This window comes from Weissella koreensis KACC 15510, from assembly GCF_000219805.1.
GTDB classification, from domain to species: Bacteria; Bacillota; Bacilli; order Lactobacillales; family Lactobacillaceae; genus Weissella; species Weissella koreensis.
This window is the reverse complement of record NC_015759.1, coordinates 770,421-790,756: the sequence shown is the minus strand read 5'-3', so window position 1 is coordinate 790,756 and position 20,336 is coordinate 770,421. Positions and strand designations below refer to the sequence as shown.

20 protein-coding genes are annotated in these 20,336 nt (G+C 34.3%); 7 read left to right on the top strand and 13 right to left on the bottom strand.

The genetic code is table 11. From position 1 onward, the window contains the following. Positions 1–221: 221 nt before the first annotated feature. The 6 genes from gyrA to dnaA all read right to left on the bottom strand — a co-directional run bounded on the left by gyrA (position 222) and on the right by dnaA (position 9,157). On the bottom strand, positions 222–2,789 hold the full coding sequence (gyrA, locus tag WKK_RS03845) for a DNA gyrase subunit A (RefSeq protein WP_013989530.1): 2,568 nt from the start codon (positions 2,787–2,789) through the stop codon (positions 222–224). A 29-nt stretch (positions 2,790–2,818) separates the two neighbouring features. Continuing rightward, a complete protein-coding gene (gyrB, locus tag WKK_RS03840) occupies positions 2,819–4,795 on the bottom strand; it encodes a DNA topoisomerase (ATP-hydrolyzing) subunit B (protein WP_006846211.1) in 1,977 nt (658 codons plus the stop codon). Between the two features lie 46 nt (positions 4,796–4,841). Continuing rightward, positions 4,842–5,984: a DNA replication/repair protein RecF gene (gene recF / locus WKK_RS03835; RefSeq protein WP_013989528.1), complete on the bottom strand. Its 1,143-nt coding sequence runs from the start codon at positions 5,982–5,984 to the stop codon at positions 4,842–4,844. Next, a complete protein-coding gene (gene yaaA, locus WKK_RS03830) occupies positions 5,984–6,223 on the bottom strand; it encodes a S4 domain-containing protein YaaA (RefSeq protein WP_006846209.1) in 240 nt (79 codons plus the stop codon). Before yaaA ends, recF begins: the two co-directional genes overlap by 1 nt. Positions 6,224–6,430: 207 nt before the next feature. Next, positions 6,431–7,561 carry a DNA polymerase III subunit beta gene (gene dnaN / locus WKK_RS03825; RefSeq protein WP_013989527.1) on the bottom strand — a complete coding sequence of 377 codons (1,131 nt, stop codon included), beginning with the start codon at positions 7,559–7,561 and terminating at the stop codon, positions 6,431–6,433. A gap of 201 nt (positions 7,562–7,762) precedes the next feature. Further along, entirely contained in the window at positions 7,763–9,157 is a 1,395-nt protein-coding gene (dnaA, locus tag WKK_RS03820) for a chromosomal replication initiator protein DnaA (protein ID WP_013989526.1), read from the bottom strand. 633 nt (positions 9,158–9,790) lie between these two features. Here dnaA and rpmH point away from each other — a divergent pair. The 3 genes from rpmH to WKK_RS03810 all read left to right on the top strand — a co-directional run bounded on the left by rpmH (position 9,791) and on the right by WKK_RS03810 (position 11,335). Beyond that, positions 9,791–9,925: a 50S ribosomal protein L34 gene (gene rpmH, locus WKK_RS07090; protein WP_002828338.1), complete on the top strand. Its 135-nt coding sequence runs from the start codon at positions 9,791–9,793 to the stop codon at positions 9,923–9,925. A 169-nt stretch (positions 9,926–10,094) separates the two neighbouring features. Beyond that, positions 10,095–10,469 carry a ribonuclease P protein component gene (gene rnpA / locus WKK_RS03815; RefSeq protein ID WP_006846206.1) on the top strand — a complete coding sequence of 125 codons (375 nt, stop codon included), beginning with the start codon at positions 10,095–10,097 and terminating at the stop codon, positions 10,467–10,469. Between the two features lie 14 nt (positions 10,470–10,483). Next, positions 10,484–11,335, top strand: coding sequence for a YidC/Oxa1 family membrane protein insertase (locus WKK_RS03810; RefSeq protein ID WP_006846205.1), 852 nt, complete (start codon positions 10,484–10,486; stop codon positions 11,333–11,335). A 90-nt stretch (positions 11,336–11,425) separates the two neighbouring features. Here the strand turns inward: WKK_RS03810 and lepB are convergent, their stop codons facing one another. From lepB to WKK_RS03785, 5 genes are all read right to left on the bottom strand, one after another. Further along, positions 11,426–12,052: a signal peptidase I gene (lepB, locus tag WKK_RS03805; protein ID WP_013989525.1), complete on the bottom strand. Its 627-nt coding sequence runs from the start codon at positions 12,050–12,052 to the stop codon at positions 11,426–11,428. A gap of 117 nt (positions 12,053–12,169) precedes the next feature. Continuing rightward, entirely contained in the window at positions 12,170–13,525 is a 1,356-nt protein-coding gene (locus WKK_RS03800) for an amino acid permease (RefSeq protein WP_013989524.1), read from the bottom strand. Positions 13,526–13,861: 336 nt separating this feature from the next. Further along, positions 13,862–14,533 (bottom strand): potassium channel family protein, encoded by a 672-nt coding sequence (locus WKK_RS03795; RefSeq protein ID WP_006846202.1) that lies wholly within the window; start codon positions 14,531–14,533, stop codon positions 13,862–13,864. Positions 14,534–14,766: 233 nt separating this feature from the next. After that, positions 14,767–15,597, bottom strand: a complete 831-nt coding sequence (locus WKK_RS03790) for a glycosyltransferase family 8 protein (protein WP_006846201.1) — start codon at positions 15,595–15,597, stop codon at positions 14,767–14,769. Positions 15,598–15,695: 98 nt separating this feature from the next. Continuing rightward, a complete protein-coding gene (locus WKK_RS03785; RefSeq protein ID WP_013989523.1) occupies positions 15,696–16,574 on the bottom strand; it encodes a LysR family transcriptional regulator in 879 nt (292 codons plus the stop codon). Between the two features lie 102 nt (positions 16,575–16,676). Between WKK_RS03785 and WKK_RS03780 the strand changes: the two genes are divergently transcribed. The 3 genes from WKK_RS03780 to WKK_RS03770 all read left to right on the top strand — a co-directional run bounded on the left by WKK_RS03780 (position 16,677) and on the right by WKK_RS03770 (position 17,878). Next, positions 16,677–17,060 (top strand): DUF2255 family protein, encoded by a 384-nt coding sequence (locus WKK_RS03780; RefSeq protein ID WP_006846199.1) that lies wholly within the window; start codon positions 16,677–16,679, stop codon positions 17,058–17,060. Positions 17,061–17,142: 82 nt separating this feature from the next. Continuing rightward, positions 17,143–17,469 carry a carboxymuconolactone decarboxylase family protein gene (locus WKK_RS03775; protein ID WP_006846198.1) on the top strand — a complete coding sequence of 109 codons (327 nt, stop codon included), beginning with the start codon at positions 17,143–17,145 and terminating at the stop codon, positions 17,467–17,469. A 1-nt stretch (position 17,470) separates the two neighbouring features. Next, positions 17,471–17,878 carry a cupin domain-containing protein gene (locus WKK_RS03770; protein WP_006846197.1) on the top strand — a complete coding sequence of 136 codons (408 nt, stop codon included), beginning with the start codon at positions 17,471–17,473 and terminating at the stop codon, positions 17,876–17,878. 118 nt (positions 17,879–17,996) lie between these two features. On the opposite strand, the gene WKK_RS07210 is transcribed toward WKK_RS03770, so the two are convergent. Beyond that, positions 17,997–18,164: a hypothetical protein gene (locus tag WKK_RS07210; RefSeq protein ID WP_013989522.1), complete on the bottom strand. Its 168-nt coding sequence runs from the start codon at positions 18,162–18,164 to the stop codon at positions 17,997–17,999. A gap of 165 nt (positions 18,165–18,329) precedes the next feature. Continuing rightward, positions 18,330–19,226: a linear amide C-N hydrolase gene (locus WKK_RS03765; RefSeq protein ID WP_013989521.1), complete on the bottom strand. Its 897-nt coding sequence runs from the start codon at positions 19,224–19,226 to the stop codon at positions 18,330–18,332. Positions 19,227–19,370: 144 nt separating this feature from the next. Between WKK_RS03765 and WKK_RS03760 the strand changes: the two genes are divergently transcribed. After that, entirely contained in the window at positions 19,371–20,126 is a 756-nt protein-coding gene (locus WKK_RS03760; protein ID WP_013989520.1) for an ankyrin repeat domain-containing protein, read from the top strand. The last annotated feature ends 210 nt before the right edge of the window (positions 20,127–20,336 follow it).

Below are 20,336 nucleotides of genomic sequence, written 5' to 3'. Positions count from 1 at the left end.
GTATCAAATCCCTAATTCAGGCGATCTAAATCTACTTTTAATTTTTTATAACCGTCCCATTATATAACATTTACCATCTTCTTGGCTTAAAAAAAGAAGCCGTATAAGTAAAATAAACATTACTTAACTGCATCAAATCAGAGTATACCTCAAATTTAATACTACGGTTTCTTTTTATATTTTTAATTTAAAAATTAATTAACTAAATAAAATCACAATAATTATTGATCAGTTTCAGCTCGATCTAATAATTTATTAACAGCATCAGTTCCAATTTCATCATTGGTATTATCCGTAACTGATCCTACTTGATTTTCTTCATCATCATTAACTTCAACCACTTCTTCAGCATCCATCTTTGTGAAGGTAGCAACCTTAGTTTCAGATCCCAAACGCATCAATCGTACTCCTTGCGTAGCTCGACCGGTTTGTGAAACTGAATCGACGGTGAATCGAATCATAACCCCTTGATCTGTTGTTAGCATCACGTCCTCATCACCAGAAACAATTGAAATTCCCACTAATGATCCGTTTTTATCTGTGATATTAGCAGTTTTAATTCCTTTACCGCCACGACCCTTAACAGGATATTCTGATACTGAAGTTCGCTTACCATAACCATTTTCAGTAATTACTAGAACTTCATCGCCATCATGACGTACATCCGCTCCAACAACATAATCACCTTCACGTAAACGAATCCCACGAACTCCGGCCGCTGAACGACCCATTGAACGAACATTAGTTTCACTAAATGAAACTGAATATCCATCATGAGTTCCAATAAAGATCTCTTGTTCGCCGTCACTAGTTAAGACTGCAATCAATTCATCCTCATCATGGAGAGTTAAGGCTTTCAAACCATTTGTACGGATATTACCGAATTCTGATACTGAAGTTCGCTTAACCACACCTTGTTGAGTCACAAAGAAGAGATAATCATTTGATTCAGCGGTGTCACCTCGGACATTAATGATCTTGGTAACTTGCTCATTATAATCTAATTTACCTAACAAATTAATAACTGGAATTCCTTTGGCTGTCCGACCATACTCAGGAATTTCATATCCCTTCATTCGGTAAACCTTACCTAAGCTTGTAAAGAAGAGAAGCGTATCGTGAGTTGAAGTCCCAATTAATTGGTCAATATAATCATCATCGTTCAGACCCATTCCTTGAACTCCACGACCACCTCGATTTTGTGCTCTAAATTCAGAAGTTGGGACTCGCTTAATGTAGCCACCATTCGTAAGAGTTACCACGATTTCTTCTTCTTCAATTAGATCTTCATCTTCAAGGTTTGTAACATCCCCAATTTGTAACTCCGTTCGACGGGCATCACCATGCTTAGCTTGAATTTCAAGTAATTCTTCATAGATAATTTGATCCAACCGAGATTGATTAGCCAAAATATCCTTCAAATCAGCAATTTGAGTCATCAAAGCTTGATATTCGCCTTCAATCTTATCGCGTTCTAAGCCAGTCAATCGAACCAAACGCATATCTAAGATTGCTTGTGACTGCTTATCAGAAAGTGAATATTCATTGATCAAACGATCTTTAGCAATTTCTGCTGTCTTTGAATTGCGAATAATTGAAATAATAGCATCAATATGATCAAGTGCAATCCGCAAACCTTCTAAGATATGCGCACGCGCTTCAGCTTTCTTCAATTCAAATTTTGTTCGACGACGAATAACATTTTGTTGATGCTCCAAGTATGAAACTAAAATTTCTTTTATGCCCATCAACTTTGGCTCACCATTTTTAACCGCCAACATATGGAAATTATAAGTGGTTTGCAAAAGGGTATTCTTGTACAAATTGTTTAAGACTACTGAAGCTGAAGCATCTCGACGAACATCAATTGCAATCCGATAACCTTCACGATCAGATTCATCGTTCGCTCCAGAAATACCTTCAACTCGCTTGTCCCGTGCTAATTCAACAATTCGTTGAATCAAACGAGCCTTGTTAACCATATAAGGCAACTCAGTCACTACAATTTTTTCACGTCCACTCTTATCTGTCTCAATTTCCACCTTAGCTCGAACGGTTACTTTACCTTCACCAGTTTCATAAGCTCGACGAATTCCAGCCTTTCCCATTACGATTGCCCCAGTTGGGAAATCAGGACCAGGAATTGCTTCCATCAATTCAGTTGTTGTAATCTCTGGATTATTCATCAACATGTGAAGTCCATTAATTACTTCACCCAAATTATGTGGTGGAATATTGGTAGTCATTCCAACTGCGATTCCAGTCACTCCATTAACCAATAAATTAGGGAAACGTGCTGGTAAAACAGTTGGTTCACGATCAGTTCCATCATAGTTATCTACAAAATCAATCGTATCTTTATTGATATCACGTAACATTTCAACTGCAATTTTTGACAACCGAGCCTCGGTATATCGCATAGCGGCAGCTGGGTCTCCATCAATTGATCCAAAATTTCCATGCCCATCAACTAACATATTTCGATAGCTAAAATCTTGAGCCATTCGAACCATTGCTTCATAAATTGCTGAATCACCGTGTGGATGATATTTACCCATAACATCCCCAACAATACGAGCTGACTTTTTATGTTGTTTATCCGGGGTCACCCCTAATTCATGCATTCCATATAGAATACGACGATGAACGGGTTTCAATCCATCTCGTACGTCAGGCAATGCTCGCGCCACAATAACTGACATGGCATAATTCAAAAATGAATTCTTCATTTGCGCGCTTAATGGGGCATTACTAATCCGCCCGTCATTTTGTGCTATTTCTTCAGTCATTTTTAACTCCCTTCAATCAATAATTTAAATTAAACATCCAACTCGGCATAACGCGCATTTTGTTCAATAAATTCACGTCGAGGCTCAACCTTATCACCCATCAACATACTAAATACTTGATCAGCTTCTTCGGCATCATCTAATTCAACTCGCAGCATCCGACGTTGAGTAGGATCCATGGTTGTTTCCCAAAGTTGTTCGGCATCCATTTCACCAAGTCCCTTATAACGTTGAACAACTGGCTTAGGGCTAGCTGGCAAAGTTGGTAACAGTTCATTTAATTCTTGATCAGTATCAAGGTATTTAACAAACTTACCTTGTCGAACCTGATACAAAGGTGGTTGTGCGATATAAACAAATCCGGCTTCTAGCAGCGGACGCATGTAGCGATAAATCAATGTTAATAACAAAGTTCTAATGTGAGCTCCATCAACATCGGCGTCAGTCATGATGATTAATTTATGATAATGAACTTTTTCAATATTAAATTCTTCACCGAAGCCAGTTCCCATCGCCGTAAACAATGAACGAATTTCTTCATTGGCTAAAATAGTTTTCATTTGAGCCTTTTCAACATTCAAAATTTTACCTCGAATTGGCAAAATAGCTTGAGTTAATCGTTCTCGACCTTGCTTAGCAGAACCACCGGCAGAGTCACCCTCAACAATAAATAATTCTGATATAGCTGGATCTTTAGAGGTATTATTTGCTAGCTTACCAGGTAAGTTTGAAATTTCTAATCCAGTTTTCTTTCGAGATTCTTCACGGGCCTTTTTGGCTGCCATTCGAGCTTTTTTAGCTGATTGACCCTTTTCAACGATTTGCTTAGCTATTACCGGATTCTCATACATAAAACGTTTAAATGTTTCATTAAACATTCGATAAACAGCAGTCCGAGCATCTGAACTACCCAATTTAGCTTTCGTTTGACCCTCAAATAATGGATCAGGATGCTTTACTGAAACAATTGCCGTCAAACCTTCTCTTAAATCATCAATTGTAAGTGTATCATCATCTTCTTTTAAGATGTTATTTTGACGAGCATAATCATTTATTACCCGCGTCATTGCTGTTTTAAATCCGGTCTCGTGCGTTCCACCTTCCCAAGTATTAATATTGTTAGCGAAAGAAAGCAACACATTTGATCGATAATCATCGGTATACTGCAAGGCAACTTCAACTTCAATATTATTTGAAGTTCCCTCAACATAAACTGGTTCTTCAAACAAAACAGTCTTATTTCGGTTCAAGTATTCAACATACTCTCTCAAACCACCTTCATAATAGAAAGTCTCAGTTTTATTTTCATCATTTCGTTTGTCAGTGAATGAAATGCGCAAGCCCTTATTCAAAAAGGCTAATTCACGAACTCGATCAATTAAAGTCTTAGCATTGAAGACTGTGGTCTCTTGGAAAATATCAGCATCCGGAACAAAGTGCACGATCGTTCCACGTTCAACTTCCAATCCTTCTGCTGAAATTTCAGTAATAGTCTGTACCGTTCGTCCACGTTCAAAGGCCATTTGATAACCTTTTCCATCACGAACTACTATAGCATCTAGGCGTGTTGAAAGAGCATTAACTACAGAAGCCCCAACTCCGTGTAATCCACCAGAAACCTTATAACCACCACCATCAAATTTTCCACCAGCATGTAGAACCGTAAAGACTGTCTCTAAGGCTGATTTCCCAGTTTTCTTTTGTAAATCAACTGGGATTCCTCGACCATTGTCAGTTACTGTAACCGAATTATCAGCTTCAATTGTAACAGTGACATGATCTGCAAAGCCAGCCATGGCCTCATCAATTCCATTATCAACAATTTCCCAAACTAAATGATGGAGTCCCTGACTAGAAGTTGTTCCAATATACATTCCAGGTCGCTTACGAACTGCTTCAAGACCCTCAAGCACTTCGATTTGACTAGCATCATAAGCTCCAGCCTCCGTGTGCATAACCCCCACTTCTTCTGAATTGATTGATGTTACTTGTTCTTCATCAGCCATTTAAAAAACTCCTCTCACATAGCTTGCAGCAACCTAATTCTTATTTTTATAAATTAGGCGCTTCATCGATTTCTGATTGTAATGTTAGTGTTCCGTATTCAACCTTAAAGACGCGTGGTGTTTTGATCAACTTTTGGGTTATATCACTTAATGACGGGGTCGTAATAAACGTTTGAACCCGATCTTGCATTGCCGTCAATAAATGCGTTTGTCGAGTTGAATCCAATTCAGACAAAACATCATCTAACAATAGAATTGGTTCTTCCCCCGTCTCTTCCTTCATAAGATCAATTTCCGCTAATTTAACAGCCAAAGCTGTTGTACGTTGTTGACCTTGTGAACCAAAAGTAGCCACATCATGACCATTAACCATAAATTGGAGATCATCCCGATGCGGTCCTAAGAGGGTTGTCCCCATTTGAATCTCACGTTTTTTTAATTTATTAAAGTGCTGTTTTAGGCCTTTTTGAATCATAGTTAGATCGGTTAAATCTGTAACATTTAATTGAGAAACGTACTCAATTTTTAAATGTTCTTGATCCTTTGTAATTGCCTCCTGAATTGGGGAAGCAGCATTATCGAGACGTTTAAGTAATTGCAACCGTCTCCAAATTAAATCACTCCCATATTCAATTAACTGTTCTGTCAGCACCTCTAAAAATAACTCATCTGAACTTTCATGATGACTTAATTGTTTTAAATATTGGTTTCGCTGTTTTAAAATTCCTCGATATTGATTAGCAATATAGAGATATTTAGGGCTCATCTGACTAAATTCACGGTCAATAAACTGCCGACGAATTTGTGGACTCCCTTTTACCAAATTTAAATCTTCTGGAGCAAATAAAATCACATTCATTTGCCCAATATAATTAGCAAGTTTGGCTTGATCTAAATGATTCATTCGGGCTTTTTTACCCTTGGGACTAAAAGCTAATGAAAGAGGTATTTTACCTGTTCTTCGCTCCACAACACCTTTAATTTTAGCCGTTTTTTGACTCCAACCAATTAATTCCTTATCGCTGTGTGCTCGATGAGATCGAGCTAATGCTAAAACATAAATCGCCTCTAATAAATTAGTTTTACCCTGAGCATTTGATCCTAAAAAAACATTTACCCCAGGCGAAAATTCGACTTCTAAGTTTTGATAATTTCTGAAATTATCAAGCTCTAATGATGATAATCGCATTATTCAAACTTAGGAGTTGCCCCTTCACCATTGATCACAAAACGGTCACCATTTGGTAATGCAACAACATCTCCGGGATATAATTTACGACCACGGCGCATATCAATCTCTTGGTTCACTAATACTTCATTTTCACGAAGATACCATTTTGCTTGGCCACCAGTGCCAATAGTACTCGTTTCTTTTAACAACTGCCCTAAAGTTATATAAGGGGTTGTGATTGACACTTCTTTTGCCAAATCAAGTCCTTTCTATCACGCGGATAATACGATAAAAATAATTTTTTATTTCCAAAATTAGTTACTTTTAATTATACCATTTTTTTATCTATTTGGCTTTAATAAGACCTCTATGGACTTTTACGCCATTTTGACAAAAAGAACCAAATTAAGCGTTTAACGCTCATTTCGGCTCTTCTTAATTTTTTATTTCGATAATTAAATCAATTAATAAGTACGAACAGGTGTTATTAATTGTATGAAATTCGTCGCATTATTAGTAGGAACAAGTGTAAATGGGTCTAAAGCGGTCTTAAACCCGATCTGAATTTCTTCATCCCCAAATGATTTCAAAGCGTCTCGCATATAATCGGGATTAAATGAAATTGTAAGGTCTTCTCCAGCTGTTTCAGCCGCAAAAATTTCTTCTTCAATTTTTCCAACTTCAGGAGAATTTGATGAAATAATTGAATGTTCACCAGAAATATCAAATTGAATTACATTTGAACGCCCTTCATGTGACAGCAATGCTGCCCGATCAATAGTTTGCAACAATTCACGCGCATTAATTGTCAAAGTCGTCTTTTTTTCTGTTGGAATTAAACGTGAAGCATCAGGATAATTTCCTTCTAAGAGACGTGAATAAAAGAGCGTATTTGGTCCAAGTTGGAAAATAACTTGATTTGCAGCAACGCGAATTTCAACAGTTTCGACTTCTTCAAGCATTCCTTGAAGTTGTAACAAAGAAGGCCCTGGGATAATAATATCAGCGTTCACTTCTTCATTTTCAAATGGGACTGTGCGTTGTGCTAAACGATGGCGATCAGTTGCAACTGCAGTTAAATTACCACCACCCAAAATAAAATGAACTCCAGTTAAAATTGGTTGACTTAATTGTTTTGAAACTGCAATAACTGTTTGACGAATAACTTCAATCAAAGTTTCAGCAGGTAATGTTAATTGATTCTTAATATCAACTTCTGGAAGATGAGGATAACTATTGACATCTTGACCATGGATATCATATTCAGCTGAGCCAGAACTAATTTTAGCTTGAAAACCGTCAATATTAGCTAATTTTATTTCTTCTCCGGGCATTCTTTTCACAATATTTGTGAAAAAAGTAGCTGGTAATGTAATTCCACTAATTGAATCAATTTTTAATTGAGCTTGATCATCATTTTTGGGAATCGTGGTTTCAATTGATATATCTGTATCTGAACCCGTCAAAGTCAATCCTTCTTCGGTTAAAACTAATTTAATGTTGGCAAGAATGGGCATTGCAGTTCTAGCTGAAATAGCTCGATTTACATTATTTAGGGCTTTAATTAAAATTTGGCGGTTAATTGAAAATTGCATAACGTAAAAACTCCTTTTGTGGGATTAATATGGGTAAGGCGCTGTTATTTTTAATGATTAATTAATATTAATTAGAGGTAGTAGTAGTAGTAGGCCCTGTGGAAACTGTGTAAAAGTATAATAACTAAAGTAATATCTAGAGTTAAAGCATGTTTAAAAATCTGTGGATAAATTAATAATAACTTTTTAGTTTTCCACAGGCTAGTGTTGAACTAAGGCTCTAATTTTTTGTACTTGTTGTTCCAGTTTAGCATCATCTAGCATATTTTCTTCAATTTTATTAGTTGAATGCATAACAGTTGTATGATCTTTACCACCAAAGGCTCGGCCAATGGCTGGTAATGATTCTTGGGTAATCTCGCGAGAAAGATACATAGCAATTTGACGAGGAATAACAATTTCTTTCACACGACTTTTTCCAGTTAAATCGCTGATATTTAAATCAAAGTAATAGGCAACCGCTTCTTGAATTAATGGGATTGTTATTATGTTTGAACGTTCAAAATTAAGATCTTTCAAAATTTCACGGATGGCGTCAACTGTTACTTCAGAATTACTAATTTTAATTTTAGCAACTACTTTTTTGAAAACACCTTCTAAATCACGGACGTTGGTGTTAACGGCATTGGCAATCTCAGAAAGAACATCATATGAAATTTCAATACTAGATTCTTCAGCTTTATTTTTTAGAATTGCAATTTTTGTCTCTGGATCTGGTTGTGTCAAATTGGCTGAATATCCCATCGCAAAGCGTGAAACAAGACGTTCTTCGATTCCTTTAATGTCTTTTGGTAATTTGTCAGATGTCAAAACGATCTGGTGACCATCACGTGTAATGGCATTAAAAGTATTGAAAAATTCTTCTTGAACGTTTTCTTTATCAGCCAATAATTGAATATCGTCAACAAGTAGTAGGTCGACATTACGATATTCTTTTTTGAATTCGTTGGTTTTATTAAATCGTAAAGCGTCGGTCCAATCATTCATAAAATCATCTGTTGTAATGAATTTAACGCTTGCTTTAGGGTTTCTTATTAGAAGATCATTTCCAATTGCTTGCATTAAATGAGTTTTGCCTAGACCAGAATTTCCATATAAAAGAAGGGGATTCCACTCTTGACCAGGGTGTTCAGCAACTGCTTCAGCAACGGATTTAGCTTCACGATTGGGCGTTGAAGCAATAAAACTATCAAATCGATATTTAGGGTTTAGCCGTGATTCAGTTGAATTTAACCCTATATTATCAGAAAGATTTAGATCAAGTTGTTCGGCTGTAGTGGATTGGGTGGGGACTATTTTTTCAGCTGTGACTTCAATGTAGCTGACAACCGGTAAAATTAAGGTTGGATTGCCAAGTAAGTCCACGGTGACTTGGATTGAAGCACTGAGGAATTGATTATAATATTGACCATTTGGTTTCCATTCATTTGCGACGTTTTTGTGTGTCGTTGAAAGGTATAGCTGGTCGGAGTTATTGGGAGTTTGAATTAATCGAATCGGCGTCAGACCCTCAACAAAATTATCAAAAGACATCCCCGGGCCGATACTTTTTCGTAGTTCAGTTTTAATCGCATCCCAGAGTTGAGTGTGGTCCATTATGTGCTCCTCCTTAGTATAAGTATTAAGTATTTTTAAAAATTCATCTTTTAAATAAAAAATGCGAAATAATCGAAATCGTTTCGCTCAAAACATATGTTATTGTAGCAGGATTTAGCGTAGTTTTCCACAGGTTAAAATTGTGCGAAATAAAAATTTTGACGAATAAAATAACACATTGAGATATTAACAGTTTGTTGAAAAAGTTATCCAAGAATACACAGGGTTGTTTAAAAAAATACTCACAAAAAGTTACATGATGTGAAAAAAGTATAAAAATAAAGTGTTATACAGAGCCATTTGTGTAAAAGCTATGTGGGCATGGCAGGTTATCAACAGAGTTTTCCACATTTCCACAGGAACAATAGGAACACCTGTAAACACCCTGTTAATATTGTGGAAAAACTGTGGATTTTGTGGAAAACTACATAACTCTCTGTGATTTTTATTTTTTTATGAACATAACGGAAAGTTACATTTTGGATAACTATATTTTTCAATTAAATTAATTTAAATTACAACGAAGGTTTTGAGCTTGCCTTACTTTTATAGAAATGGTATTATAATCCTTGAATTGTTTTTGATATTGAAAAAAGCAGAAAAAATCTAACTACGAATGGGAGGTGTAATCACATGAAGCGCACATATCAACCAAAGAAGCGTCACCGCGAACGCGTGCACGGCTTCCGCAAGCGCATGAGCACAAGTAACGGGCGCAAAGTGCTTGCACGTCGCCGCCAAAAGGGCCGCAAGGTATTGTCAGCCTAATTCGGCAGCGCCTTTATTAGGAAACTGATAATAACTAACACGGGTGATTCCGGCTATTTGGCTGGGATCACCCGTGTTTTTTTATTTAAAAAAAGAAAAAATTTATTTGGATCGATGAAACACCAATTCGATCGAGAAATTAAATCATTTTGAAATTAAGGAGAACAACATGCGCAAGAGTTTTCGCGTTAAAACAGAAAAGGACTTTCAAGCCGTCTTTGAACAGCATAATTCAGTTGCTAATAAGATGTTTATTGTCTATGTTATGGAAAAGCCAGCTCAAAAACATTTGCGACTAGGAATTTCGATTTCAAAAAAAGTTGGTTTACGTGGTCATGAAAGAGTTTGGGTTAAACGCCGAATTCGTCAAAGTGTTTTGGAATTAAAACCCCAATTAAAAACTGATGTTGATATCTTAGTGATTGCTCGACCATCTGCGCATGATCAACCAATGGATGTAATTAAGCATAATATTGTCCATGTGTTTAAATTAGCAGATCTATTTACAGAAGTGCCTGTTGCTGAAACCGATACTAAAGATTAATAATGGAGAACAAGATGAATTTGTCAAAAATCAAATCTTTTTTAATGAATTATAAAAAGTCAGTACTTGCAGCATTAGTTGCCCTTATCATTATGGTAATAGCTGCATTGATGTACCAAGGTCCAGCAATTGGTCATGGATTCTGGAAGGGTACCATTATTGGTAACTTTGCTCGTTCAATTATGGGTGTATCAAGTTGGTTTGGAAATAGTTATGGATTTGGAATTATTATTTTTACATTATTAATTCGAATCTTGATTTTACCTTTGATGGTACACCAAACTAGTTCAATGGTTAAGATGCAAGAAATTGCACCAGCCATTAAGAAGTTACAAGAAAAGTACCCTAATAAACGTGATACGGATCAAATGCAGAAAATGCAAGCGGAAACCACAGCTTTGTACAAAGAAGCGGGTGTTAGTCCCTTTACTTCATTAATCCCATTAATTGTTCAAATGCCAATTTTGATTGCATTGTATCAAGCTATTTTCAATACAAAAGAATTACAAACTGGAACCTTCTTATGGGTCCAATTGGGACAACATGATCCAACTTATATTATTCCTTTGTTGGCAGCCGTATTTACCTTTGTATCATCATATTTGGTGATGTTGGGTCAGCCTGAGAGAAATTCAATGACATCGACAATGACATATGCCATGCCAGTTATGATTTTCTTATTTGCGATTAACGTTCCATCAGCTTTGTCTCTTTATTGGGTTGTTTCAAATGCATTCCAAGCGATCCAAACTTGGACAATTCAAAATCCATTCAAGATTCGTCGCGAACGTGAAGCTAAGAAGAAAGCTATTAAGGACCGCGAACGAGCAATTAATAAAGCTAAGCGGTCAAAGAAACGCAACTAATTCATGCTTAAGTAATATTGATGCTTTTGCTAATTTTAATAAAAAACGCATCGTTTTAGGATTAATTCCTAAACGATGCGTTTTTTTGATTTATTTGGTATCAAAGAAATGTAAATATTGTTGGTTAATTGCATCTTTTGGTTCAGCCTTGGTCCAGAAACCAACTTTAACGACTCCAAACATTTTATCTTTGGGAACAAATCCCCAATAACGAGAATCATTTGAAACTGAACGATGGTCACCTAGAACAAAATATTTTCCTTTTGGAACAGTAATTGTTTGACTATCTTTAACCCAGTTCATATGTTGACCTAATTCAGATAAATTATCCCAATTTCCTACATTGTTTACACTATTTGTTGCTTCACGTTCAGATTTGGGAAGGTAAGATTGATCAACTTTTTTATCATTAACATAGAGATTACCATCTTTAGCAGAAACCGTGTCTCCAGGTAATCCAACAACACGTTTAACATAATCAAGTTTATTTTGGACAGCTGGATCAACGCCTTGAGCATTGAAAACTACGACACTACCACGTTTAATTTCTGATGGGCGTAAAACTAGGACCCGTTCATTATTAACTAAGTTAGGTTCCATTGAAGTCCCATCAACACGAACAATCGTAAACCAAAATTGCCGGATGATTAAGGCCAATGCCAAACCGATTAAAATTGGTAAAACCCATGATGTTATAATCGATTTAAAAGTTTTCATGAATAAACTCCCCATTTCTTAACTGTTTTTTGTTATTGTAGCACAATTTATGGGCTTGATAGAACTAAGCAATCAGATAGGCTAGTAAATATTATAAATAATTAATAAAAAGAAAGTTTAAAAGCTCGAATTATTATTTCGACGGTCTAAGATTTGATATCCACCGAGCATGATAGCAAAGAAAACAAAAGTTAGTATCACTGATAATGTAGTTGAAGGATTAATAATTAAAATTATTATAATAAATATGTAAAAAATAATCGTGAGGTAGTCTGTATATGGAAACCAAGGCATCTTGAAAGAATTTAATTGAGCGTTTGTCTTACGATATTTCAAATGAGTGATTAAAATAAGTATCCAAACAAAGATGAATGAAGTATTAGCAACACCAGTAATCAAATTAAAAGCCTGACTGGGGAAAAAATAATTAAGTAAAACGACAATTAGGAAAACAATGGCTGAAGCAAGCATTCCGGTAATCGGTACATTGTTTTTTGATAAGTGTGCTAAAGAATGAGGGGCTAAACGATTTTTTGCTAATACATAGAGAGTTCGTGATGTTGAAAAAATGGCTGAATTAGCGGCTGATAGTGCGGCGGTTAAAACGACAAAATTAATAATTCCAGCAGCAAAATTAATCCCAGAGCTGGCAAAAACTTGCACAAATGGGGATTGAGTTGTTGTAATTTGATTCCATGGAAAAATTGCCATGATAATAGTAATGGCACCGATATAGAAAAGTGCAATTCTAATAGGGACAGCATTAATCGCACGAGGAATATCAATTTTAGGATTTTTTGTTTCACCAGCGGTTAAACCAATCATTTCAATTCCGGTAAAAGAGAAGATAACCATTGGGAAAGCTAGAATAAAACCTTTAAGGCCTTTTGGGAAGAAACCACCATGGCTAATTAAATTTTGAAAAGAAGCCACATTATGACCTTGATGAAAACCAGTCATAATCATGATTAAACCACTTGCAATCAAAGCTAAAATTGCAATGATTTTAATTGATGCAAATAGAGCCTCCATTTCACCGAATAGTTTGACGGTGGTTAAATTGAGTGCCACTAAGACTAAGACTACAATAAGTGGCGTTAACCATTGCGGGACATTGGGTAGCCAGTAACGTATATAAATACCAGTGGCGGTAAGGTCGGCCATAGCTAAGCTAGCCCAAGCTAACCAATAGGCCCAACCAATAGCAAATTCCCATTTTGTTCCAAGATATATTTTTGCAAAATCAATAAATGAACGAATTTTTAAATTTGATAAAAGAAGTTCACCGACGGCACGCATCATTAAAAAGGCAAAAATTCCGGTAACTAGGTAAGCTAGAATTAGGGCCGGTCCAGCTGAATGGATTGCAGTTCCTGATCCTAAAAAAAGGCCTGTCCCAATTGACCCACCTAGAGCGATCATTTGGACATGACGAGCTGAAAGTGCTCGGGTTAATTCACGTTGTTCAGACATATTTACTCCTTTTTCATATGAAACAAAGGGGCATAAAAAAAACCCTTTGCCAAAAATATTTTTGACATAGGGACGTTATTGGATCAATCTTAAAAACGCGGTTCCACCCTATTTCTTAAATCAATAGACTTGATTTAAGCAACTTAATTGATTTACTTGTTACAATCTTACTCCATTATTTTCCTTAAATATCGGTATGTACTTGTTTACACCACCCACAAGTTCGCTAAAACAATACGCTGATATCTTTAATAATTTCTTCATAAGATTGATATTAATTAGATTATTATAGCGATCCTATTTAGAAGCGTCAAGTAATGCCGGGGGTGATTAAAATTATTGTTTGATTCCAGAAACTAATCGATCGAATTTTTGAACGTCTTCACTGGTTCCAATAACCGTTAAAACATCACCAATATTTAAGACATAATCGGCTTCGGGTGAAACTGATAGTTGATCATGGGCTTTAACTGCAATGACATTTAATCCATACTTAGATCGAATATCTAAATCAGCTAAGGATTGATTAATGAATGAAAAATTAGTGATTTTAATTTCCCCAATTGAATAATCATCGCTCAAAGAAATGTAATTCAATAAGTTAGGTGATACTAAGCGATTGGCTACTTGTTGAGCCATTTCATGTTCAGGCCGAACTACCTCATCAGCACCAACCTTATTAAGGACGCGGGCATGTAGATTATTTTCTGCTTTAGCAATAACATGCTTACATCCAATATCTTTTAAAATAATTGTTGCTAAAATTGAAGCTTGTTGATTATGACCAATGGCTACAATAACATGATCAAAAGAAGCTAAGTCTAATTCACGGAGAGATTCTTCATCCTGAGCATCAGCAATAACAGCATGCGTAGCTAATCCCATATAATTTTGAATCATTTCAGTATTATTATCGATTGCTAAGACTTCTTGACCATCGCTGATTAGTGATTCTAATAATGAACTACCAAAACGTCCCAGTCCGACCACTGCGTATGTCTCTGCCATTTTTGTTTATCTCCACCTTCTTGAATGTATTTATGCTTATTATACTGATTAATTTTTAAATTATAAAGAGAGGGTTATGTTTTAAACCTTATAAGTCGGATAAAGATCATTAAATAAGTCTAATTTAGGTTAAACGTAATCATTGTTTATTTTAAATTAATAAATTATTTTCAAGAAAAATGCGTATAAAGCATTTGGAGGAAAAATAACCGTTGATCGTTATTTTTAGCTTATTAATTTAATTCAAGTTGATTGAGAAGTTGTTGGTAATGAGAATAAATTAAACCAAAACGGGTATTATTTTTCCCGGTCCATGGCTTTGGCTTGCCACAAAAATGTAAAATAACCGTATTTTGAGCAACCCATTGCATATTGAAATTTTTGATATTACGTGTGAAATATATATTAGAGCGACGAGTATCATAATTCCATATTTCTTCACTAATTTCGAGTGTTACATGACTATAAAGATGATTCATTACATCTTGATCTGGAAGTAATAGATAGTCACCATATTTTTGAATGGTGCGATAAATATCATCTAATTTAACGACTTCACGAGCTTTAGCAACATCAATCAAAAGGACCCCAGAATTAAAATAATTGTTAGTTGTTTGTAAACGAATATTATTTATGCCTTTTGAAATATTAGTTAAACCTGCGTGGACCGAAGCAGCAAAAACATTTCCTTCTAGATCTAGTTCCCATAGCGGCTTGATGGAATTAATTACTAGGATATCAGGATCCAGATAAATGACACGTTTAACATTATCTGGTAACAAAATACCACAGGCAAGACGAAAATACATCTCTCGAGGATAACGTTCAACAGTTGGCGCGTTTGCAAAGAGTTGATCTGTAATTTTAATGGAATGTAGGTTGATATTTAATTTTTTAAGTAGTATTTCTAGTTCAATTAATTTTTGATCAGGAATCTTTTCGTGCAGGAGCCATAGATCAAAAAGTTGTTCTAAATTATTTTGATGTAATGAAAACAACATTACTTTTAGATGGGGTAGATAATTTTCATCAAGTGTTACGAGTAAATTAATGCTTTCAGGCATGAATAAGCTCCTTTAATATGAAAGATATATTTATTTTAAAATTAGGGATAGTAGTGTTGAGATAAATGTTTCATGTGAAACATTGTAAAGAATAAACATTATTTTAAATCATCAATTTGTCGGTTTAAATAATATATAAATTCTTCATGTAATGCAGATAAAAAGGGTGTGTGATTCCAAATGATAGTTCCAGTTGATGTAGTTTTTTCATCAAGGGGGATAAATTTTATTTCGGGGCTTTCAATTAATCCTTCAATGCCAATTAGCATAACATTAGAATTTAATTTAGGGTATAGAATAGCATTACCGATCAAATTAAAGGTCATTTTAATGTTTAGTTCATTGATCGTTTTATTAGTAAGTGCTCCTAGATAATCTTTCCAGATTGGATTTCTGGAAATAATTAATGGATATTGTAATAATTTATTAGTGGGCATACTAATTTGATTTGATTCTGGATGATCTAGATTCAAATAAGCTCCCCGCCTAATTTTTTGAGGTAAATCAATAAAATCATATTGACCTTTTACATTAAAATCGAGCGCAAATAGAAAATCAAGTAATCCATGATTTAATCTATCTAGTAAATCATTTAAACTTCCTGAGACTAGATTAATGGTAACGTTGGGATATACATTCTGCATGGTATTTATAGCCGCAATTATAATTGAAAACAACGGAGTCTCAGCGGCCCCAATAGTAATTTCTCCGGTAATGACATCATTACTCTTTATATTTAAAATTGTTTTTTCGGTTAAGTTTAAAATAGTTTCAGCTTGTTTAGCTAAATAAATTCCTTCATTAGTAAGACGTAAAGGCTTTTTTTCACGATCAAGTAATTTAACGCCTAAATCATTTTCTAGGACCTTAATTTGTTTTGAAAGCGCAGGTTGCGTTATATTTAATTTATTTGCTGCAGCAGTTATAGTACCTAAATTGGCTACTTCTAAAAAATATTTCAGGACTCTAATTTCCATAATTGATTATAACCTCTAGGAATAGTTTACTATAAAAACTAATCATTGGTAATGATTATATGAATGCGTTAGACTAAAAATAGAGCGAGGGAGGTTAGCTTTATGGCATTAACGCAACAACAGGTTGATAAATTTATGCAACTTGATGATTTACATGTTGCTCCGTATTATGAAGACGGTAAAACGACTGGTAAATTAACGTGGATTTGGTTTGTAGTGGCCGATGATAACCTTTATATTCGAGCTTGGAATGGAGAAAACTCCAGATGGTTTAAATCTGCACGTCAACAAAAAGAAGGTATTGTACAAATTGGCGGGGAAAAATATCAAGCTGAATTTGAATACATTGCAATAGAACAAAATAAAAAATTAATCCATAAAATCGATGAAGGTTATCGTTTAAAATATGCGGATAGTCGTTATCTTTTGCCAATGATTGCAAAAGGACCACAAAATGCAACTTTTCGCGTTAAGTTAGTGGATTAATTTAGATACAAAAAAGTTTATTTATTATAGATAATGAGCTAAATTAATTCTAATGAATAGAAAAAGTAATGGGGGAATAAAAATGAGTGAAAAAGTAACTGCGGGACATGATGCTTTAGGTGAATTTGCGCCTAAATTTGCCGAATTAAATGATGATGTTCTATTTGGTCAAGTATGGTCACGTGAAGAACAATTTGCTGGGCGAGATCGAAGTTTAATTACTATTACAGCTTTAATTTCAACGGGAGCCTTTGAACAATTGAGTTTCCATATGCAAAAAGGAAAAGCAAATGGAATTACAAAAGATGAAATTTCTGAAGTAATTACACAATTGGCATTTTATGTTGGATGGCCTAAAGCATGGTCAGCTTTTAAGGTTGCTCAAGAAGTTTATCAGGAGGAAAAATAAGATGATTAAAAATAATGAAATTAAAGATGGAACTATTTTTGAAGCTGGACAACCAAATCCGTATGGGGAATATTTTGTTGGGGACACATTTTTAACTAACTTAATTCAAGCTCCCACAGGGGACTTAGGTGTTGGTGTCGTTGCATTTGAACCAAGTTCACGAAATAATTGGCATATTCATCATGATGGATATCAAATTTTATTGGTAACGGCTGGTGAAGGTTGGTATCAAGAAGAAGGTAAGCCGGCAGTATCCTTGAAGAAGGGTGATCGAATTGTTACAGCTGATGGAATTAAGCATTGGCACGGTGCTAAAAAAGATAGCTGGTTTGAACATATTGCGATTACTACTGGAACACCAGAATGGCTGGAACCAGTTAGTGATGAAATTTATGATACATTAGTTTAGTTATTTAAATTAAGTCTTAATAAGATGATAATACCGTAAGCAGTTCAATGCTTACGGTTTTTTTCATATAAAAAGCATCAACATTGATGTCGATGCTTTCAAAATTAATTAATTCTTTTTACTTAATGATGCTTATTACAGCTAAAATCAAGTCCAATACGACTAAAGAGACGAGAAGACGTGAGGCAAAAGTGTCCATCTGCTTTTGACGAAATTTTTTATATTCTTGGGCCCATTTAGGGTCATTCTTATGTGCTTTATAAAATGCTTTAGTATGTTCTGCCATATAGTGATCCTCTTTATATAAATGTTCTTGCATAATTTTATCATTAATTAGAAATCAAGTTAGCCTCTCTGATGAATTTTATTGATACGTCTGGATTATTTTTTAAGTAGAAAATGTTAATTATAACTGACAAAAATATTATCTTATTGATTAGATGCTTATTATTTAGTTAAAGTCATAAATTGAAATAGATAAATCATCATATTTTTGAAAATAAAGACGGTGAGAAGTTAGATCAACCGCACTTTGATAAATCGTGTATGTATCAGAACGATTATGACTTTTTGGGACGTTAACACTGTCTAAAATATGCCATGTTTCAATAATATTTTCATCACGATTTTCAGGAGTAATTGCGTGTTCTTTTAAAATAGTGGCCCGAATAAAACGTGCGGAAGGATTAAATCCGCCAGGCATGGTATGTTTTCCATTAAAATCATCACTGGCTATGGCATTTAAATGAGTTGCAGGTTTTGAAAAATCCAAAAATTGATCTAATTTAGCTATTTCTCGTTGCAAATTGGGTGAATTTGTCACAACGCCAATTGGATTTTTGACAACTCTTAACTGAGCGCCTATTGTTTCAAGATTAATTAATTTTCCAGTTGGATCAGTTAAGGCGTAGTGAAGGTTTTGACCTAGAATAGCGTGATCTTTATCTATATCAGGAATGACTTGAATGTTCTTTATTTTATCTATAACATCATTTACTGATGTACAGTTACCTAAGATCCAAGTAACTACTTCAAAAGGAGCTAGAGAAATTCGGTCATTTTTAAAAATATTTGTATCATTATTAAATTGTTGATTAGAAGTTAACTTTTGGACAGCTAATCCGTGTTCATTAATGCCATCTGAAATATCAACATGAATATTAGGAATATCATGTCCAACGCCCATGACTTTAAATTTATTTATTAAAATTTTGCTAGTGTCAGTAGTACTAACCCATTGATATTTTTTGGGAATGGTTAAAACTTGGGGATTGAATGGATGCCAGTCCATTGTCCGAGCAAAGATTAAACTACCGTCTTTAGCCTGCATTTTGATACTAGTGCACATTTTAAATCCTCCCCATATCTTTATAATTAATATTATACTCATTGCTAACATAAAGATGGATTTAATTTTTTTGAATTGATATTAATGAAAAAAATTAAATATCTTTTGTATACGTAATAAATTAAATAACAAGGGAGACATAATATGAATAAAAAGGTGTTTTTAGTGGTTTTAGGTGTTTTTTTATTAAGTGGCGTAATATATACTTTTTTTCAGTTAAAAGAAGTGACAATTAGTAAGGATAATGAAAGTTCAACTAAAGTTTCTAAAATTGATAATAAATCAAGTCGTCAAAGAAATGAGTATAGAACAGGAGATTTAATCTTAGCTGTGAATCAACATAATTTAAAAAAAGTTAATTTAATTGTGAATACACCATATTATAAAATTGATGAATTAGATTCCAACCGAAATACCCCATTAAATTTAGCTGTTCATAATAATGATGTCCAAATTGCTAAAGTATTAATTAATAAAGGTGCTGATATTAACCTTCAAAATGATATGAAAGACAGTCCCTATTTATATGCTGGGGCTGAGGGAAGAACGGAAATTTTACGAGAGATGTTAAAAAATTCGCAACCAGATTTAAGTAAGCATAATCGTTATGGTGGCAATGCTTTAATTCCAGCAGCAGAAAAGGGACATATTGATAACGTTAAATTACTTTTAGATTATGGACAAGAAAATATAAATTATCAAAATAATTTTGGATATACTGCTTTAATTGAGGTTGTGGGGCTTCGAGAAAATAATCAAATATATCAAGATATTACACGCATATTATTACAGCATGGTGCAGACCAGTCAATTACGGATAATTCAGGGCGGACTGCAGCAGATTATGCAATGCAAAAAAACAGTATTGAGATTTTGAATATTTTAAATCAATTTCATTAAAAAATTATGACGAAATGAAAATATTTATTTTCATTTCGTTTTTTATTTACAATAAACAAAAAAGGATAAAAAGCCGGTTTGATAAGGATATATGATGTTTTATTAAAAAAGTATTGCTTGTGGATTTAAATAAGATTAAAAAATTTTAATTTATATGTTAAAATATAGGTAAATCTCGGATTAATTGATACTAAAAGCTTTCACATCTAT

Coding starts and splice junctions, on each gene's coding strand:
- lepB (WP_013989525.1), bottom strand. CDS start 12,052: ATGAAAACTTTTAAATCGATTATAACATCATGGGTTTTACCAATTTTA.
- gyrB (WP_006846211.1), bottom strand. CDS start 4,795: ATGGCTGATGAAGAACAAGTAACATCAATCAATTCAGAAGAAGTGGGG.
- rnpA (WP_006846206.1), top strand. CDS start 10,095: ATGCGCAAGAGTTTTCGCGTTAAAACAGAAAAGGACTTTCAAGCCGTC.
- WKK_RS03810 (WP_006846205.1), top strand. CDS start 10,484: ATGAATTTGTCAAAAATCAAATCTTTTTTAATGAATTATAAAAAGTCA.
- dnaA (WP_013989526.1), bottom strand. CDS start 9,157: ATGGACCACACTCAACTCTGGGATGCGATTAAAACTGAACTACGAAAA.
- dnaN (WP_013989527.1), bottom strand. CDS start 7,561: ATGCAATTTTCAATTAACCGCCAAATTTTAATTAAAGCCCTAAATAAT.
- WKK_RS03790 (WP_006846201.1), bottom strand. CDS start 15,597: ATGCCTGAAAGCATTAATTTACTCGTAACACTTGATGAAAATTATCTA.
- rpmH (WP_002828338.1), top strand. CDS start 9,791: ATGAAGCGCACATATCAACCAAAGAAGCGTCACCGCGAACGCGTGCAC.
- gyrA (WP_013989530.1), bottom strand. CDS start 2,789: ATGACTGAAGAAATAGCACAAAATGACGGGCGGATTAGTAATGCCCCA.
- WKK_RS03800 (WP_013989524.1), bottom strand. CDS start 13,525: ATGTCTGAACAACGTGAATTAACCCGAGCACTTTCAGCTCGTCATGTC.
- recF (WP_013989528.1), bottom strand. CDS start 5,984: ATGCGATTATCATCATTAGAGCTTGATAATTTCAGAAATTATCAAAAC.
- WKK_RS03775 (WP_006846198.1), top strand. CDS start 17,143: ATGAGTGAAAAAGTAACTGCGGGACATGATGCTTTAGGTGAATTTGCG.
- WKK_RS03760 (WP_013989520.1), top strand. CDS start 19,371: ATGAATAAAAAGGTGTTTTTAGTGGTTTTAGGTGTTTTTTTATTAAGT.
- WKK_RS07210 (WP_013989522.1), bottom strand. CDS start 18,164: ATGGCAGAACATACTAAAGCATTTTATAAAGCACATAAGAATGACCCT.
- WKK_RS03780 (WP_006846199.1), top strand. CDS start 16,677: ATGGCATTAACGCAACAACAGGTTGATAAATTTATGCAACTTGATGAT.
- WKK_RS03765 (WP_013989521.1), bottom strand. CDS start 19,226: ATGTGCACTAGTATCAAAATGCAGGCTAAAGACGGTAGTTTAATCTTT.
- WKK_RS03795 (WP_006846202.1), bottom strand. CDS start 14,533: ATGGCAGAGACATACGCAGTGGTCGGACTGGGACGTTTTGGTAGTTCA.
- WKK_RS03785 (WP_013989523.1), bottom strand. CDS start 16,574: ATGGAAATTAGAGTCCTGAAATATTTTTTAGAAGTAGCCAATTTAGGT.
- WKK_RS03770 (WP_006846197.1), top strand. CDS start 17,471: ATGATTAAAAATAATGAAATTAAAGATGGAACTATTTTTGAAGCTGGA.